General features: G+C 68.0%; 18 protein-coding genes and 1 pseudogene. 7 read left to right on the top strand and 12 right to left on the bottom strand.

From position 1 onward, the window contains the following. Positions 1 to 2: 2 nt before the first annotated feature. The 4 genes and pseudogenes from CUR96_RS08620 to CUR96_RS08605 all read right to left on the bottom strand — a co-directional run. Positions 3 to 1,082, bottom strand: a pseudogene (locus tag CUR96_RS08620) (acyltransferase family protein); the annotation flags it as partial. Positions 1,083 to 1,179: 97 nt separating this feature from the next. Beyond that, complete coding sequence (locus tag CUR96_RS08615) at positions 1,180 to 1,851, bottom strand: response regulator (RefSeq protein ID WP_102192904.1); 672 nt, start codon at positions 1,849 to 1,851, stop codon at positions 1,180 to 1,182. Beyond that, positions 1,848 to 3,074 (bottom strand): sensor histidine kinase, encoded by a 1,227-nt coding sequence (locus tag CUR96_RS08610; protein WP_102192903.1) that lies wholly within the window; start codon positions 3,072 to 3,074, stop codon positions 1,848 to 1,850. Before CUR96_RS08610 ends, CUR96_RS08615 begins: the two co-directional genes overlap by 4 nt. A 5-nt stretch (positions 3,075 to 3,079) precedes the next feature. After that, on the bottom strand, positions 3,080 to 3,697 hold the full coding sequence (locus CUR96_RS08605; protein WP_102192902.1) for a DedA family protein: 618 nt from the start codon (positions 3,695 to 3,697) through the stop codon (positions 3,080 to 3,082). 227 nt (positions 3,698 to 3,924) lie between these two features. Here CUR96_RS08605 and abc-f point away from each other — a divergent pair, with 227 nt between their 5' ends. From abc-f to CUR96_RS08590, 3 genes are all read left to right on the top strand, one after another. After that, positions 3,925 to 5,523 carry a ribosomal protection-like ABC-F family protein gene (gene abc-f, locus CUR96_RS08600; RefSeq protein ID WP_102192901.1) on the top strand — a complete coding sequence of 533 codons (1,599 nt, stop codon included), beginning with the start codon at positions 3,925 to 3,927 and terminating at the stop codon, positions 5,521 to 5,523. 119 nt (positions 5,524 to 5,642) lie between these two features. Continuing rightward, entirely contained in the window at positions 5,643 to 6,290 is a 648-nt protein-coding gene (locus tag CUR96_RS08595) for a pyridoxamine 5'-phosphate oxidase family protein (protein ID WP_102192900.1), read from the top strand. Then, positions 6,287 to 6,733, top strand: coding sequence for a cupin domain-containing protein (locus CUR96_RS08590; RefSeq protein WP_102192899.1), 447 nt, complete (start codon positions 6,287 to 6,289; stop codon positions 6,731 to 6,733). Before CUR96_RS08595 ends, CUR96_RS08590 begins: the two co-directional genes overlap by 4 nt. Here the strand turns inward: CUR96_RS08590 and CUR96_RS08585 are convergent. The 4 genes from CUR96_RS08585 to CUR96_RS08570 all read right to left on the bottom strand — a co-directional run bounded on the left by CUR96_RS08585 (position 6,720) and on the right by CUR96_RS08570 (position 8,794). Then, on the bottom strand, positions 6,720 to 7,535 hold the full coding sequence (locus CUR96_RS08585) for an SURF1 family cytochrome oxidase biogenesis protein (protein WP_102192898.1): 816 nt from the start codon (positions 7,533 to 7,535) through the stop codon (positions 6,720 to 6,722). The genes CUR96_RS08590 and CUR96_RS08585 overlap by 14 nt on opposite strands. Next, complete coding sequence (locus CUR96_RS08580) at positions 7,532 to 7,726, bottom strand: hypothetical protein (protein WP_102192897.1); 195 nt, start codon at positions 7,724 to 7,726, stop codon at positions 7,532 to 7,534. The genes CUR96_RS08585 and CUR96_RS08580 overlap by 4 nt, the downstream gene beginning before the upstream one ends. Then, the gene (locus CUR96_RS08575) at positions 7,723 to 8,070 is read right to left on the bottom strand and encodes a DUF3099 domain-containing protein (protein ID WP_102192896.1); all 348 of its coding nucleotides are present in this window, start codon (positions 8,068 to 8,070) and stop codon (positions 7,723 to 7,725) included. Before CUR96_RS08575 ends, CUR96_RS08580 begins: the two co-directional genes overlap by 4 nt. A gap of 73 nt (positions 8,071 to 8,143) precedes the next feature. Further along, positions 8,144 to 8,794 (bottom strand): DUF4190 domain-containing protein, encoded by a 651-nt coding sequence (locus tag CUR96_RS08570; protein ID WP_102192895.1) that lies wholly within the window; start codon positions 8,792 to 8,794, stop codon positions 8,144 to 8,146. 140 nt (positions 8,795 to 8,934) lie between these two features. On the opposite strand from CUR96_RS08570, the gene CUR96_RS08565 reads away from it, so the two are divergent. Continuing rightward, positions 8,935 to 9,645 carry a beta-ketoacyl-ACP reductase gene (locus tag CUR96_RS08565; RefSeq protein ID WP_102192894.1) on the top strand — a complete coding sequence of 237 codons (711 nt, stop codon included), beginning with the start codon at positions 8,935 to 8,937 and terminating at the stop codon, positions 9,643 to 9,645. Positions 9,646 to 9,681: 36 nt separating this feature from the next. Here CUR96_RS08565 and CUR96_RS08560 read toward each other — a convergent pair whose 3' ends face one another. From CUR96_RS08560 to glgC, 3 genes are read right to left on the bottom strand one after another with little or no spacing between them, the layout of a single operon-like run. Further along, the gene (locus tag CUR96_RS08560) at positions 9,682 to 10,377 is read right to left on the bottom strand and encodes an alpha/beta fold hydrolase (protein ID WP_102192893.1); all 696 of its coding nucleotides are present in this window, start codon (positions 10,375 to 10,377) and stop codon (positions 9,682 to 9,684) included. Positions 10,378 to 10,410: 33 nt separating this feature from the next. Beyond that, positions 10,411 to 11,046 carry a phosphoserine phosphatase SerB gene (gene serB / locus CUR96_RS08555; protein ID WP_102192892.1) on the bottom strand — a complete coding sequence of 212 codons (636 nt, stop codon included), beginning with the start codon at positions 11,044 to 11,046 and terminating at the stop codon, positions 10,411 to 10,413. 31 nt (positions 11,047 to 11,077) lie between these two features. Further along, positions 11,078 to 12,322, bottom strand: a complete 1,245-nt coding sequence (gene glgC / locus CUR96_RS08550) for a glucose-1-phosphate adenylyltransferase (RefSeq protein WP_102192891.1) — start codon at positions 12,320 to 12,322, stop codon at positions 11,078 to 11,080. A gap of 46 nt (positions 12,323 to 12,368) precedes the next feature. Here glgC and glgA point away from each other — a divergent pair, with 46 nt between their 5' ends. The 3 genes from glgA to CUR96_RS08535 all read left to right on the top strand — a co-directional run bounded on the left by glgA (position 12,369) and on the right by CUR96_RS08535 (position 14,701). Next, positions 12,369 to 13,553 (top strand): glycogen synthase, encoded by a 1,185-nt coding sequence (gene glgA, locus CUR96_RS08545; RefSeq protein WP_102192890.1) that lies wholly within the window; start codon positions 12,369 to 12,371, stop codon positions 13,551 to 13,553. A 17-nt stretch (positions 13,554 to 13,570) separates the two neighbouring features. Then, positions 13,571 to 14,356, top strand: a complete 786-nt coding sequence (locus CUR96_RS08540; protein ID WP_102192889.1) for an ABC transporter ATP-binding protein — start codon at positions 13,571 to 13,573, stop codon at positions 14,354 to 14,356. A gap of 90 nt (positions 14,357 to 14,446) precedes the next feature. After that, on the top strand, positions 14,447 to 14,701 hold the full coding sequence (locus CUR96_RS08535; RefSeq protein WP_102192888.1) for a type B 50S ribosomal protein L31: 255 nt from the start codon (positions 14,447 to 14,449) through the stop codon (positions 14,699 to 14,701). Between the two features lie 57 nt (positions 14,702 to 14,758). On the opposite strand, the gene CUR96_RS08530 is transcribed toward CUR96_RS08535, so the two are convergent. Next, positions 14,759 to 15,040 carry a hypothetical protein gene (locus CUR96_RS08530; RefSeq protein ID WP_245861148.1) on the bottom strand — a complete coding sequence of 94 codons (282 nt, stop codon included), beginning with the start codon at positions 15,038 to 15,040 and terminating at the stop codon, positions 14,759 to 14,761. Between the last annotated feature and the right edge of the window lie 23 nt (positions 15,041 to 15,063).

Genomic DNA, 15,063 nt, shown 5'->3' with positions numbered 1-15,063 from the left:
ATGGCGACGACGGCGGTGAGTGCGAGTGCGAGTGCGAGCCACAGCGGGCGTCCGAGCCACCAGCCCACGCTGCCGAGTTCGGGGAGCGCGACGCCCGTGACGATGGCTCCGACCGCGGAGGCCCCGGCCATCGCGAGCAGCACAGGCATGTGCCAGAGGTAGATCGTCATGGTGCGCAGGCTGATGAAGGCCGTGAACGCCGCGGCACGAGGACGGCGGCTGAACAGCTCCAGCTGATCGCGGTACAGCGAGACCAGAGCGATGTGCACGACGCCGACCAGCAGCATGGCGGCCGTCGGCGGGTTGATGTTGGCGACGAGATCGGGGGAGTACAGGCCCGTGACGAAAGTGCCGACGAGGATCGCGAGGGCGCCCGCCGCTGCCAGGGCGCGGGTGCGTCTGGTCAGCGCATCGATGCTGCCGTCGGCGAAGAAGAATCCGAGCTGCTGCAGCGTCAGCCAGACGAAGGCGAGGTTCAGGAAACCGAGTCCCTCGAAGCCGCTTGCCCCGCGCAGCACGTCGACGGCGACCGAGACGGCCGCGAGGGCGCCGATCGTGAGGAGCGGCGCGCGCCCATGAGCGGCGACGAACAGGGGGAGCAGGGCCTGACAGAGCAGGAACACACCGAGGAACCACAGCGGCTGCCCGTACCGGAAACCGGCGGTGGCGATGAGATCGGCGGGCACGCCGGCGAAGGTGAGGAGCAGGAGCGTCACGCCGACGGCGCCGACGGTGAACATGGCCGGGCGCAGCAGCCGGTGCAGGCGACCCGCCACGAAGTCGGAGGCGGTGCCGCCACGGTTCTTCGCCCGGCGGTAGGCGATGAGGCCGGAGAACCCGCCGATGATGAAGAACAGCGGCATCACCTGCAGAACCCAGCTGAGCGGGGTGATCCACCAGGTGCCGTCGCTCGCGTTCTCGAAGACCGGTCCCGAATCGCTGACCGTGACGCCGACCATGATGGCGTGCAGAAGCACGACTCCCACGACGCAGAGAGCGCGGACGAGGTCGATTCCGGTGTCGCGAAGTCCTTTCGCGGTCGGTGCGGATGCGGCGATCTGCGGCGCCTGGACGATGGCCATGAGTCCTCCTCGGGAGCGGTGTCCCAGGAGACTATGGAGCCGGTGCGTTCCGCGGCATCAACCGATGGTGCCGTCACGCCCCCTACCGAGGGGTGAGTCAGGAGGTCGGCTCGACCAGACCGGTGTCGTAGGCGAGGATCACGGCGTGCACGCGGTCTCGGAGACTCAGCTTCGCCAGGATCTTGCCGACGTGGGTCTTCACGGTCTGCTCGGCGATGAACAGCTCCTTCGCGATCTCCCCGTTGGACTTGCCCTGCCCGATCAGCACCAGTACTTCCCGTTCGCGTTCGGTGAGGCTGTTCAGAACGGTCTCGGAGCGCGGGGAGCGGGGCCGGTGACCGGAGAACTGCTCGATCATGCGCCGGGTGACGCTGGGCGCCAGCAGTGCGTCACCTCCCGCGACGACACGCACCGCATGCACGAGTTCTTCCGGCAGAGCGTCCTTCAGCATGAAGCCGCTGGCTCCGGCCTGCAGGGCGTCGTAGACGTAATCATCGATGTCGAATGTGGTGAGCATCAGGATCCGCGGCACATGCGCGGCCGGATACGACGATCCGAGGATGCGCCGTGTCGCCTCGATGCCGTCGAGCTCGGGCATCCGCACATCCATCAGGATGACATCCGGATCCAGTCGCGCCGACAGCGCGACGACCTCGAGACCGTTCGACGCCTGACCTGCCACACTGATGCCCTCATGGGCGTCGAGGAGTGCGGCGAATCCGGCACGCACCATGGCCTGGTCATCGGCGATGAGGACGCTGATCGTCACGGGTTCTCCTTGTGGGTGATGAGGGGAAGCACGGCTTCGACGGCCCATCCGCCGTCCGCGACCGGTCCTGCACCGAATGTGCCCCCGAGGAGCTGCGCCCGCTCCCGCATGCCGCGCAGCCCATGACCCGGCGCCTGCTCGAGGGTCGTCGTCGCCGGTGCCGAGTTCTGCACCGCGATATGCACGGCGGCGGCGTCGACTCTGACGCGGACCGAGATCATGGTCTCCGGCGCGTGGCGCACGGCGTTGCTCAGGGCCTCCTGGACGATGCGGAAGGCGGCGATCTGCACGCCTGGAGCGACGGAGGGTGCGTCGCCGGTGATGATCTCCAATCCGACTTCGACCCCCGCCCGGCGGATGCTGTCGACGAGCGCGGGGATATCGTCGATGCCCTGCTGGGGCGCGAGTTCGGCCGTCTGATCCTCGGTGCGCAGTACGCCGAGCATCCGCCGCATCTCGGTGAGCGATCCGCGTGCCGTCGCGGCGATGTCCTCGAACTCGGCGGCCACTTCCTGATCGAGGCTCGGAAGGCGGTATCGCGCGGTGGATGCCTGCACCTGGATGACGGACATGCTGTGCGCGATGACGTCGTGCAGCTCGCGGGCGATGCGGGTGCGCTCCTCCATGAGCGCTCGGCGCGCCTCTTCGAGCGCGCTGTGCTCACGCTCCCTGTTCAATTCGGCGCCCACGCGGGCTCGAGCGGCGACGAGGACGGCGATGAGGTACATCGCGACCGCGAGAGACGCCGTCACGATCATGTCCGCTGTCGCGCTGGACGCCGCGCCCGCCGTCATGACGATCTCGGCGCGCAGAAGGGGAGCGGTGAGTGAGGAGAGCACCCCGATCGCCAGCGGGAAGACGCCCAGACGCGACCCGTGCACGAAGGTCACCACTCCGACGAAGAGCACGAACGTGATCAGAGCGGGCACCGACCACGGCCAGGGTGAGGCGACGGCGAGCTCGGGCACGACGAACAACGGAAGAGCGAACGCCGCAGCGCAGAACTGGGCGATGGCCGTGCGCGGGCGGGAGAGCGCGAGCAGAGGTGCGGAGCAGAGCGCGGCTCCCAGGATGAACGCCAGAGGCAGCGGCGTGCCGTAGAGAGCGGTCTGAATCGGAACCAGCACCGCGAAGAGCGCGAGCAGCGCCCCGCACAGCAGCGCGATGGCGCTGCGGCGGGTGATCCGTGGGGAGCGTCTGGTGCGCTGCCGGCGTTTCGCCATGGCCTTCATCCTGCCAGTTGCGGCACGGCGACGCGTCGACGCCGAACTGCGGCCACGCGATCGACGGTGAAGCCGATCACGAGCGCGAGGACGACGCCGACGGCGGCGCTGAGCAGGGGCTGATCCTTCACCCAGGAGCCGGCGAGAAGTCCGATCCCCACGCTGAAGGCGCTCCAGCTGGCACCCGCGAGCAGGCTCAGCGGCACGAAGCGACGCCACGGGAACGCCAGCGCCCCGGCGGTCATGTTCACGGCGACGCGTCCCACCGGGATGTACCGGGCGCCGAGGATCAGCATGGCGCTGCGATCATCGAGCGCACGCTGGGCGTGGGTGAACGCGGCTGCGACGCGCGGGCGCCGCATCCAGGCGAACCGCCGAGTTCCCAGGCGACGCCCGATCGCGTAGGCGATGTTGTCGCCGATCGCTGCGCCCACGGCGGCGACAGCGCACAGAAGCGCGATGTGGACGTCGCCGGTGGATGCGCCGACCGCCGCTGCGGCGACCAGCACCGTCTCGCTCGGAACCGGCGGGAAGAAGCCGTCTATCACCGCCACGGCGAGCATGACCAGGTACAGCCAGGGCGACGCGACGGTCTGCGTGATGAGCTCGTTGATGACATCCACCCGAGAAGGTTAGGAAGCAGGACAGGGGTGCGGCATCCCTCCGCGGTATCGTCCCTCTCCACCTCTGGAGGTATATCCGGCGCAGTGATCGTCCTGTGGGGCAGAGTTCGATCCCGGCCGCCTTCTGCACCGGTCGCCGTACTTCGACGGAACGTCCAGCGAGGGCGATCTATACTGAGAGGCTGGCCCTTCGGCCGCATCCTCCCTGACGAACGGACCAACCTGCTGTGCTTGCCGTGCACGACCTCGAGATTCGCGTGGGCGCCCGCCTCCTCATGGAGAACGTGTCGTTCCGCGTCAGCGACGGCGACAAGATCGGCCTCGTGGGCCGCAACGGTGCGGGCAAGACCACACTGACCAAGGTGCTGGCCGGCGATGTGCTGCCCTCGGGCGGCCGCGTCGATCGTTCCGGCGAACTCGGCTACCTGCCGCAGGACCCGCGCTCCGGTAATCCGGAGGACCTCGCCCGTACGCGCATCCTCGACGCCCGCGGTCTCGGACAGTTGAACCTCGGCATGACCGAAGCCGCCTCAGCGATGGGCTCGAACGACCCGGCCGTCGCCGCGAAGGCGATGAAGCGCTATGCCCGTCTGACCGAGCAGTTCGAGGCGCAGGGCGGCTACGCGGCGGAGGCCGAGGCGGCCGCCATCGCCAATAACCTCTCGCTGCCGGATCGCATCCTCGACCAGCCCCTCTCCACGCTGTCGGGTGGCCAGAGACGGCGCATCGAGCTGGCGCGCATCCTGTTCTCGGATGCCGAGACGATGATCCTCGACGAGCCGACCAACCACCTCGACGCCGACAGCGTCGTCTGGCTGCGAGAGTTCCTCAAGGGATACAAGGGCGGGCTGATCGTGATCAGCCACGATGTCGAGCTCGTGGGGGAGACCGTCAACCGGGTGTTCTACCTCGACGCGAACCGCCAGATCATCGACACGTACAACATGAACTGGAAGAACTACCTGCGCCAGCGGGTGGCCGACGAGGAGCGCCGCAAGAAGGAGCGCGCCAACGCCGAGAAGAAGGCGACCACGCTGCAGCAGCAGGCGGCACGCTTCGGAGCGAAGGCCTCGAAGGCGGCGGCCGCGCATCAGATGGTCGCACGCGCCGAGAAACTGCTCGCGGGCCTCGACGAGGTGCGACAGGTCGACCGGGTCGCGAAGCTCCGCTTCCCGAAGCCGGCGCCCTGCGGGAAGACGCCGATGATGGCGACCGGTCTGTCGAAGTCGTACGGTTCGCTGGAGATCTTCACCGATGTCGACCTCGCGATCGATCGCGGTTCCAAGGTCGTGGTGCTGGGGCTCAACGGCGCGGGCAAGACCACGCTGCTGCGAATGCTCGCGGGAGTCGACCAGCCGGACACCGGACAGCTCGAGCCCGGGTACGGACTGAAGGTCGGGTACTACGCCCAGGAGCACGAGAACCTCGACGTGTCACGATCGGTGCTGCAGAACATGGTCTCCGCCGCTCCGCACATCACCGAGACAGAGGCGCGCCGGGTGCTCGGGTCGTTCCTGTTCACCGGCGATGACGTGCTGAAGCCGGCCGGGGTGCTCTCCGGTGGCGAGAAGACCCGTCTTTCGCTGGCGACCCTGGTCGTGTCATCCGCGAACCTGCTGCTGCTCGACGAGCCGACCAACAACCTCGACCCGGCGTCTCGCGAGGAGATCCTCGACGCGCTGGCGCACTACGAGGGTGCTGTCGTGCTGGTCTCGCACGACCCCGGCGCTGTTCAGTCGCTGAACCCGGAGCGCGTCCTCATCCTGCCGGACGGCGTCGAGGACCTCTGGAGCCAGGAGTATCAGGATCTGATCGAGCTCGCGTAACCGCGCTGCTCGCTCGGAGAACGCTGTTTCGCCGACCCTCGCGCTGTCGGTTCGGCTCCTCTGATCGGAGACGGGACGCGTGGCGGAGAGGGTGTTCGCTGCTGTCGTAGGATGCGAGCATGGCACCTGCAGCGGACCGGACAGACGATCTGAGCGATGCAGCGGAGGTGCATCCTGCGGGCATCACGCGGTGGTTGCGTGATCGGCCGACGTTGTCCGGAACCGCTCCCCGGTTCGACTCGACCGAACTGCCGGACGAGCCGACGCCCCTGTTCCTGCGCTGGATAGGTGAGGCGGCGGCGGCTGGAGTCAGCGAGCCTCACGCAGCCACGCTCGCGACCGTGGACGTCGACGGCGTTCCCGACGCGCGGACCCTGATCCTGAAGGCCGTCGATGACAACGGGTGGGCCTTCGCCGGCCCGCGTTCATCTCGCAAGGGGGACCAGCTCGCGGCGAACCCGGTGGCCGCGCTCAACTTCTGGTGGCAACCCGTCGTGCGAGCTGTGCGGGTACGCGGCCTCGTCACGGAGGCGTCGCAGGAAGAGAGCGATGCGGACCTCGCTGCTCGGTCCCCTGCGGCGCGCGACGCGATCCCACGTGGAGGTTGGGTGTTGTGGCGACTTGCGCCGACACGGGTCGAGTTCTGGCAGGGTTCGCCGGATCGTCACCATACCCGTGTCGTGTACGAACCGTTGGAAGATGGCACCTGGTCGTTGCAGGTCGGCGCCTCAGGATCTTCCGTGCAGAATCGAGGAGAACAATCATGACCGGATACCAGGTAATCGAGATCGGCGCCCTCGACGAATGGCGCGGCCACTTCGGCGGATTCGACGAGGCTCGATCGCGCGACGGGCGACGCGTCGTGGACCATGAGCTCACGATGCAGTACATCGGACTGACCGCCAACGCGCTGGAGCCGGGCGAGGAAGCAGGCTACTGGCACACCCACTCGAAAGTCGAGGAACTGTACGTGTTCCTCGAGGGCCGAGGCCAGATGGGGCTCGATGACGACGTCGTCGAGGTCGGGCCGGGTACGGTCATCCGCGTCGGGCAGGGCACCTGGCGCACCTGGCGCGCGCTTCCGGACAGTCCGGCACAACTGCGCTGGCTCTGCATCCGGGCCGGCGGGGAGGAACTGCCGCACCTGCCGGACGACGGCTCGCGCAATCCGGACAAGCCGATGCCCTGGGCCGACGTCAGCGCGAGCTGATGTCGAGCAGCTCGTCCTCGGTGTCGGCATCGTGGTCGCGGCGGCGCTTCACGGCCGGTGCCGGCGCGCCTTCGAGCTCCTCGCGATGCTTCACGATCTCGGTGCGGATGATGTACCCGATGAAGATGAAGCCCATCAGCGCGAACAGGATCCACTGGATGGCATAGGAGAGGTGAGGGCCGGGGTCGTCGGTGGGGGAGTCGAAGCCGCTGGGCGTCGTCTCGGGTGCCGGGTCCTCGCTGACCAGCTGGCCGTACGCCGAGGTGATGACGTCGCCGTCAACGAGGTCGGCGACCGCCGGCAGGTGGATCGTCGGCAGCTGTCCCTCCGGGGCACCCCGGCCCGACGCCGGCAGCTGCTCGCTCGGACGCAACCTCACGATCACCTCGACCTCTCCCGACGGAGGAGCCGGCACCGCATCCGGTGACTCGCCGTCACCGGGTGGAACCCAGCCCCGGTCCACGATGAACACGCGCCCGTCGACATCGCGGAACGGAACCAGCACCTCGAATGCGCTCGTGCCGCCGTGCGGACGATTGCGGACCAGCAGCTGATCCTCATCGAGGTACTCGCCCCTCAGGATCGCCGGATGCCACTGATCGGCTGCATCAAGCGCACCGTCGGCACCGATGAGATCGGCGAGCGGAACCGGCGCGGCGTCGTAGTTCCTCTCGACGAGTTCGATCTGCTCCGCACGGGTTTCGTTGCGTTCGAACTGCCAGTTGGAGAGGAATGCGCACGCGACCGCGAAGCCGATCGCGATGAGGACGTAGACCCCCCAGCGCAGGATCCTTGCCCTCATGCGGGCACGCCGTCGCGCACGGTCACCGGGAAGTCCCGAGCGGCCAGGTAGTCGCGCAGGAAGACGACGTGCTCATCGCAGGCGAGCCAGATCTTCTCCCGGTCGGCCGCGTGGATACGAGGATTCCGCCACACCACCTGATGCGACGCGGCGGCCCGGCAACCGGCGCGCGAGCACTCCGGAGCAGTCATGGCTGATCCTCACGGGTCTCTCGGATCGTCACGATCCGCGGTTCCGCCGTGGGGATCACCGGGTCGACCGTCGTGGCCTCCAACTGCTGCACGGGCGACTCCGCCTGCGTCTCGGTGCTGTCGCTGCCGGCGTTCGCGAACACGACGGCGATGTAGGGGAGCACAGCCGCGGCGATCGCGAAGACCCAGGTGTACCAGCCGTACGGCTGCACCAGCACCATCAGTGCGAAACAGGCGATCCTGATCGACATCGTGAGCGCGTACCGGCGGACACGGTGAGCGACCTCATCCTGCGGAGCGATCGGCAGGGAGGTGACAGCTGGGGCATGGCGTGCGGCCTTCACGATGACTCCAGCCTACGCCCGTCCGAGCGAACGAGGAGCGTCCGCGCGGCGGGCTGAGGGCTCGGCGAGGGCCCTAGGAGTTGAAGAGGAACGGCAGTGAGAACGCCCCGAAGAACAGCACGCTGATCAGTGAGATCGCGATGGACAGGACGACGAACGCGAGCACCACGTATCCGAGGATGATCCCGGCGAATGCCATGCCGCGCCCGGCGAGTGCCGGGTTCTTCTTGGTCTGGCCCAGTGCCATGTGCCCGGTGATCACTGCGGCCACGGAGGCGAGGATCGGCACGAACAACCAGCTCAGGATGAGACCGGCCAGGCCGCACACCAGCGAGGCGACCGCGAGTCCGCTCGTCGGACGGGTCGGCGCGTACGTGGCGGGCGCCGGCGTTCCGTACACGGGGTAGCCGTTCGACTGCGGAGCGGCTGGGGGCGCGGCGTAGCCCTGCTGTGCGCCCGGGTACGCGGGCGCCGTGGGATACGAAGGCGCCGCCCCTGGGTACGCCTGCGGCGTCTGGGGGTACGACGGCGCGGCCCCGGGGTACGCCTGTGTCGGAGGCGCTGGGTAGGAGGGAGCCTGGGCAGGCTGCGCCGGCTGAGCGACCGGAGGCACCGGAGCGGGCGGGGCAACCGCCCACGCGGGCGCGGGGGCTGCCGGAGCCGCCGGGGGTGGCGTCAGGGACGGATCCTCCGCGGGCGGAGTGGGGATGCTGTTGTCGCTCACGCTGATGCCTTTCGTCCTGCACAGCGTTTCAGCAGCGCGGGGATCTGTCAAACGTCGCGCAGACGATCACGGGGCCATCCTCGGTAGGATCGATGTCGGCTCGGCCGCCCCGAAGCTGCAGCCAGATCAGGAGTGGGAACATGAGTGCTCAGCGCGTCGTCCTCGTCACCGGAGGCAACCGCGGCATCGGCCGGGCGATCGCCGAGCGATTCGTACGCGACGGATACCGCGTCGCCGTCACGGCACGCAGCGGCGAGGGTCCGGAGGGCACGCTCACGGTGCGGGCGGACGTCACGGATGCCGCCGCCCTCGATGCCGCGTTCACCGAGGTCGAGCAGAAGCTGGGGCCGGTGGAGATCGTCGTGGCGAACGCCGGGATCACCAAGGACACACTCCTGCTGCGGATGAGCGAGGACGACTTCGACAGCGTCGTGGCGACGAACCTCGGCGGCACGTTCCGCGTCGTCAAGCGCGCATCCAAGGGGATGCTCCGCGCGCGCTTCGGCCGGGTCATCCTGATCTCCAGCGTCGTGGGGCTCTACGGCTCCGCCGGTCAGGTGAACTACTCCGCCTCGAAGAGCGCTCTCGTGGGCTTCGCCCGCTCGCTCACCCGCGAGCTCGGTGGCCGAGGAATCACGGCCAACGTCGTGGCGCCGGGATTCATCGAGACGGACATGACAGCGGAGCTCCCGGAGGAGACGCAGAAGCAGTACAAGGCGAGCATTCCGGCCGGCCGCTTCGCGACACCGGATGAGGTGGCCGGCGTCGTCACATGGCTCGCAGGCGACGACGCCGGTTACATCTCGGGTGCGGTCATCCCGGTGGACGGCGGCCTCGGGATGGGCCACTGAGCCCAGGGTCATCCCGCAGGGCCGGCACAGAGCGACTCAGCCGGCAAGCGCAGCGATGATCAGCCGGGCGAGCCGCTCGGGCGTCGAGAACTGAGGCCAGTGGCCGGAATCGATGCGCACGACATCTGCGCTCTCGATGGCACGGAACTCTTCGCCGTACGGCCCCCAGTTGTCGAGCTCCGACTCCAGGGTCTCCCGATCGAGGCTGCCCATGAGCAGCGTCACCGGCACGGTGAAACGCGACGGGTTGCCGAGTTCGATCGGATCGGTCGGCACACGCGCCGGCACGCTCCGGGTCAGGGGAGCGGTACGCGCGCGGGTCGCCTCGTCGAGGTCCTCGACATCCTCGTCCGGGAAGAAGTCCCAGCCCGGGAACGGGATGACACCGTCGACGACCTCGAACTCGCTGATGCCAGAGCCCGCCGGTGGCGGCACCGTGTCGACGAACACGACCCGTGCGACTCGCTCCGGTCGGGCATCGACGGCGCCCCAGGCGACGTTGCCGCCCCCGCTGTGGCCCACGACGACGACCGGACCGGTCACGCCGTCGATCGCGCCGACCGCTGTCTCCACCCAATCGCGGATCCCGATGTCGGCAGACTCGGATGCGGGTGCTCCGAGACCCGGCATCGTGAGCGCATGCACGCGGTGGCCCGCACGCTCGAGATCGGGGATGACGTCGTTCCAGCTGGATGCGTCGAGCCAGAGACCGGGGATGAGGATGAGGTTCATGGCCGCGACGCTACCCTGAGGTTCGGACATCCGCTAAGGCAGGAGCGAGATGATCTCGGAGAGGTCCTGGTCCCGGATGACCAGGTTGGCGGCTGCGCGAACTGCCGGCTTCGCGTTGAAGGCGATACCCAGGCCCGCGACGGCCATCATCTGCAGGTCGTTCGCCCCGTCGCCGATGGCCACCGTTGCGTGTGGCGCGACACCCAGCTCCGCAGCCCATTCCTGCAGCGCGGTGGCCTTGACCGCTGCATCCACGATGTCGCCGTCGACCATGCCCGTCAGCGCGCCATCGGCGACACCCAACCGGTTCGCGCGCCAGCGGTCCACGCCGAGCGACGGCGCGACGTGATCGAGGATCTCGTGGAATCCGCCCGACACGACGCCGACCACGCCGCCGCGCTCGTGCACGGCCGCGGTCAGTTCGCGTACCCCGGGTGTCGGCTCGATGCGCGTGAGCACGCGCGCGAACGCCTCGACGGGAACCCCGCGGAGTGCCGAGACCCGGGACCTCAGGCTCTCGGCGAAGTCGACCTCACCGCGCATCGCGGCTTCGGTCGCCGCCTGCACCTCGGCCCCGCGGCCAGCCTCATCGGCGAGGAGCTCGATCACCTCGTTGCGGATGAGGGTGGAATCGGCATCGAGGACGACGAGGAAGCGCGCGGAGGTCACCCGATCGAGCGTAGCGGCAACGGAACCCGGCTCAGCGTTCGATGAAGACGCCCTTGCCCACCACGGTGATCCCGGAATCGGTGATCGTGAACCCTCGAGCCAGATCCCGCTCGCGATCCACGCCGACGGTCGCACCGTCGGCGAGCACGACGTTCTTGTCGAGGATCGCCCTGTGCACCCGCGATCCCGACCCGACCCGCACGTGATCGAAGACGACGGAGTCGGTGATGGTCGACCCTCCGCCGGCGAGGGTCCACGGCCCGACGACACTGCGCTCGAGGTGAGTGCCGGAGAGCACCGACCCGAGCGACACGATCGAATCGATCGCGTTGCCGATGCGCCCCACGGAGTCGCGGACGAACTTCGCCGGCGGTGAGTTGACCGCCTGCGAGTGGATCGGCCAGTCCATGTTGTAGAGGTTGAAGATCGGCAGCGTGGAGATCAGATCCATATGGGCGTCGAAGAACGAATCGATGGTGCCCACGTCGCGCCAGTAGGAGCGATCACGCGGCGAGGAACCGGGAACGTCGTTCTGCTTCATGTCGTAGAACCCGGCTTCGCCTCGGTCCACGAAGTAGGGGACGATGTCGCCGCCCATGTCGTGACCGGACGTCGGCGATTCGCCGTCGACCTCGACGGCCTCGATGAGCGCATCGGCGTCGAAGATGTAGTTTCCCATCGATGCGAGCACCTCGTGCGGCGAGTCCGGAAGACCCTCGGCATCCGAGGGCTTCTCGAGGAACCGCTTGATGCGCCCCGCATCCTCGGGGTCGGTGTCGATCACGCCGAACTGGTTCGCCATGGCGAGCGGCTGCCGGATGCCGGCGACCGTCGCCTTCGCACCCGATTCGATGTGCGCGTCGAGCATCTGACGGAAATCCATCCGGTACACGTGGTCGGCGCCGATCACGACCACGATGTCGGGCTTCTCGTCGCTGATGAGATTGAGGCTCTGAAGAATCGCATCAGCCGATCCCGAGAACCAGCGCTTCCCGAGTCGCTGCTGTGCCGGCACCGAGGCCACATACGAGTCCAGGAGGGCGGACATCCGCCACGTCTGCGAGATATGACGGTCGAGGCTGTGGGACTTGTACTGCGTGAGCACGACGACCTGGCGCAGCCCGGAGTTTATGAGATTCGAGATCGCGAAATCGATCAACCGGTACTGTCCGCCGAACGGAACGGCCGGCTTGGCGCGATCGGCCGTCAGTGGCATGAGGCGCTTGCCCTCGCCACCGGCGAGGATGATCCCGAAGACCTTCTTTGGAGCGGACATGGCTCCACCCTAGAGGGCGAAACCCGTCGTGTACTAGCGTTCGAACATGCGAGTTGAGATGATCACCAAGGAGTATCCGCCGGCGATATACGGCGGTGCCGGGGTGCACGTCGCGGAGCTCGTCTCAGCGCTGCGCGAGAGCATCGAAGTGCGGGTCCGCGCCTTCGGCGAGCCGCGTGACGAGCCGGACACGTATTCCTATCGAACGCCTGTGGGACTGACGGATGCGAATGCCGCTTTGCAGACCATCGGCACCGATCTCGAGATCGTCTCGGCGATCAGCGGTGCTGATGTCGTGCACAGTCACACCTGGTACGCGAACTTCGCCGGCCACCTGGCATCTCAGCTGCACGGCATCCCGCACGTGCTGACGGCTCACAGCCTGGAGCCGCTCCGGCCCTGGAAGGCGGAGCAGCTCGGTGGCGGCTATGCCGTGTCCAGCGGCATCGAGAAGCTGGCGTACGAGAATGCGGCTGCGGTGATCGCGGTGAGTGCGGGCATGCGGGCCGACATCCTGCGCAGCTACCCGAACGTGGATCCGGCCCGGGTGCGCGTGATCCACAACGGCATCGACGTCGAGCGCTGGCATCCCGTTCAGGATGCCGAATTCCTGCAGAGCGTGGGCATGGATGCGAATCGCCCTTCGGTGGTCTTCGTCGGACGCATCACCCGTCAGAAGGGCCTGCCGTATCTGCTGCAGGCGGCGCGGCGCCTGCCGCCGGAGGTTCAGCTCGTCCTCTGCGCCGGCGCGCCGGACACTCCGGAGATCATGGCGGAGGTGCAGGAGGGCGTCCGGCTGCTGCAGGAGACCCGCGACGGCGTCATCTGGATCGAGAAGATGCTGCCCCGCGAGCAGCTCTCCGCGATCCTCACCGCGGCGACCACCTTCGTCTGCCCCTCGGTGTACGAGCCGCTGGGGATCGTCAACCTCGAGGCGATGGCATGCGGAGCGGCCGTCGTCGGGACGGCGACCGGCGGCATTCCCGAGGTCGTCGCAGACGGCGTCACCGGGCGTCTGGTGCCGATCGAGCAGGTTCAGGACGGCACCGGAACCCCTGTCGATCCGGAGCGCTACATCTCGGACCTCGCGGCGGTTCTGACCGAAGTCGTCTCCGATCCCGAGCGCGCGAAGGCGTACGGCGAAGCCGGGCGCGAGCGTGCCAGGGCGGACTTCAGCTGGGCGGCGATCGCCGACACCACGCGCGCGCTCTACGCGGAGCTCTCGTCCTGAGCCGATAGGCTGGAGGCATGCCGATCGCTCTGGAATTCACCGACGTCGTCGTGCGCCGCGAAGGGCGCAACATCATCGATCACGTGACCTGGCAGGTCTCCGACGATCAGCGATGGGTGATCCTCGGACCGAACGGGGCTGGTAAGACCACGCTGCTGCAGCTGGCCGACACTCTCATGCATCCGACCTCCGGAACGGTGACGGTACTGGGGGAGACCCTCGGCCGCACCGACGTGTTCGAGGTGCGTCCGCGCATCGGCTTCGCCTCCTCGGCCATGGCGAAGCGCGTGCCCCGCGATGAGACGGTGCTCAACGCCGTCCTCACCGCCGCCTACTCGGTGCTCGGGCGCTGGAACGAGAACTACGAGGACATCGACGAACGCCGCGCGCTGCGAGTGCTCGGAGACTGGCGGCTCGAGCATCTCGCCGACCGCACCTTCGGCACGCTGAGCGACGGCGAGCAGAAGCGCGTGCAGATCGCACGCGCGGTGATGACCGATCCGGAGCTTCTGCTCCTCGATGAGCCCACGGCGTCGCTCGACCTGGGGTCGCGCGAGGAGCTGCTGGCCCTGCTCAGCGGCTACGCCTCCTCGCCGACCACGCCCGCGATGCTGATGGTCACGCACCACGTCGAGGAGATTCCGGTCGGCTTCACGCATGTGATGCTGATTCGCGACGGTCAGGTCGTCTCCGCCGGGCCCATCGCCGAGACCCTCACCGCCGAGTCGCTGAGCGAGACCTTCGGCATGCCGATCGCGCTCAGCAGCGAGGACGGCCGCTACTCCGCGCGCGCGGTCTCCTGATCCGCCGTCTGCTAGACTCGAACCTTGGTGCTTCCGCACCGCAGACTTCCCGCGCCCTGGCACAATCCAGGGCACCAAGTAAGGAATCCCATGAAGACTGACATTCACCCCGACTACCAGGCAGTCGTGTTCCGCGACCTCGGTTCGGGCGAGACGTTCCTCACCCGCTCCACCGTGTCCGGTGACAAGACCATCGAGCTCGATGGCGTGGTCTACCCCGTCATCGACGTCGAGATCTCCTCGGCTTCGCACCCGTTCTACACGGGCAAGCAGCGCATCATGGACTCGGCCGGTCGCGTCGAGAAGTTCAACCAGCGCTTCAAGGGCTTCGGCGGCTCCAAGTAACGACCGCCGTGAAGGCCCCGTGCTCCCCGGAGTACGGGGCCTTCTTCGCGTGCGGCGTCAGATGTCGAGCGTGATGCGGCCGCCGTCGATCCTGCTCGGAGGATCGCCCGGAGAAGGCGCGGGAGCCGTTCGCTTCGTCTGGCGGTCGCGTTCCATGCCGGCCTCGTAGGCGGACGGCATCCAGATCGCGTCGAAGGAGCCGCCGAATCCGCCGCCCGTGCCGTCGTACTTCTCCTCCACGGACTTCTTCGAGAGGCCGCGAACGATGGCGAACAGGATCAGACCGGGCCCCATGCCGGCGACCACGGCGACGTAGAACCACCCCATGACGTCCTTCATGAGTCCAGCGTAGGCGGGCTGTG

Origin of the sequence: Microbacterium aurantiacum, assembly GCF_002872075.1 — a bacterium.
In the GTDB taxonomy this organism is placed as follows: Bacteria; Actinomycetota; Actinomycetes; order Actinomycetales; family Microbacteriaceae; genus Microbacterium; species Microbacterium aurantiacum_A.
The sequence above is the reverse complement of the archived record's forward strand: the minus strand, read 5'-3'. Positions and strand labels throughout refer to the sequence as shown.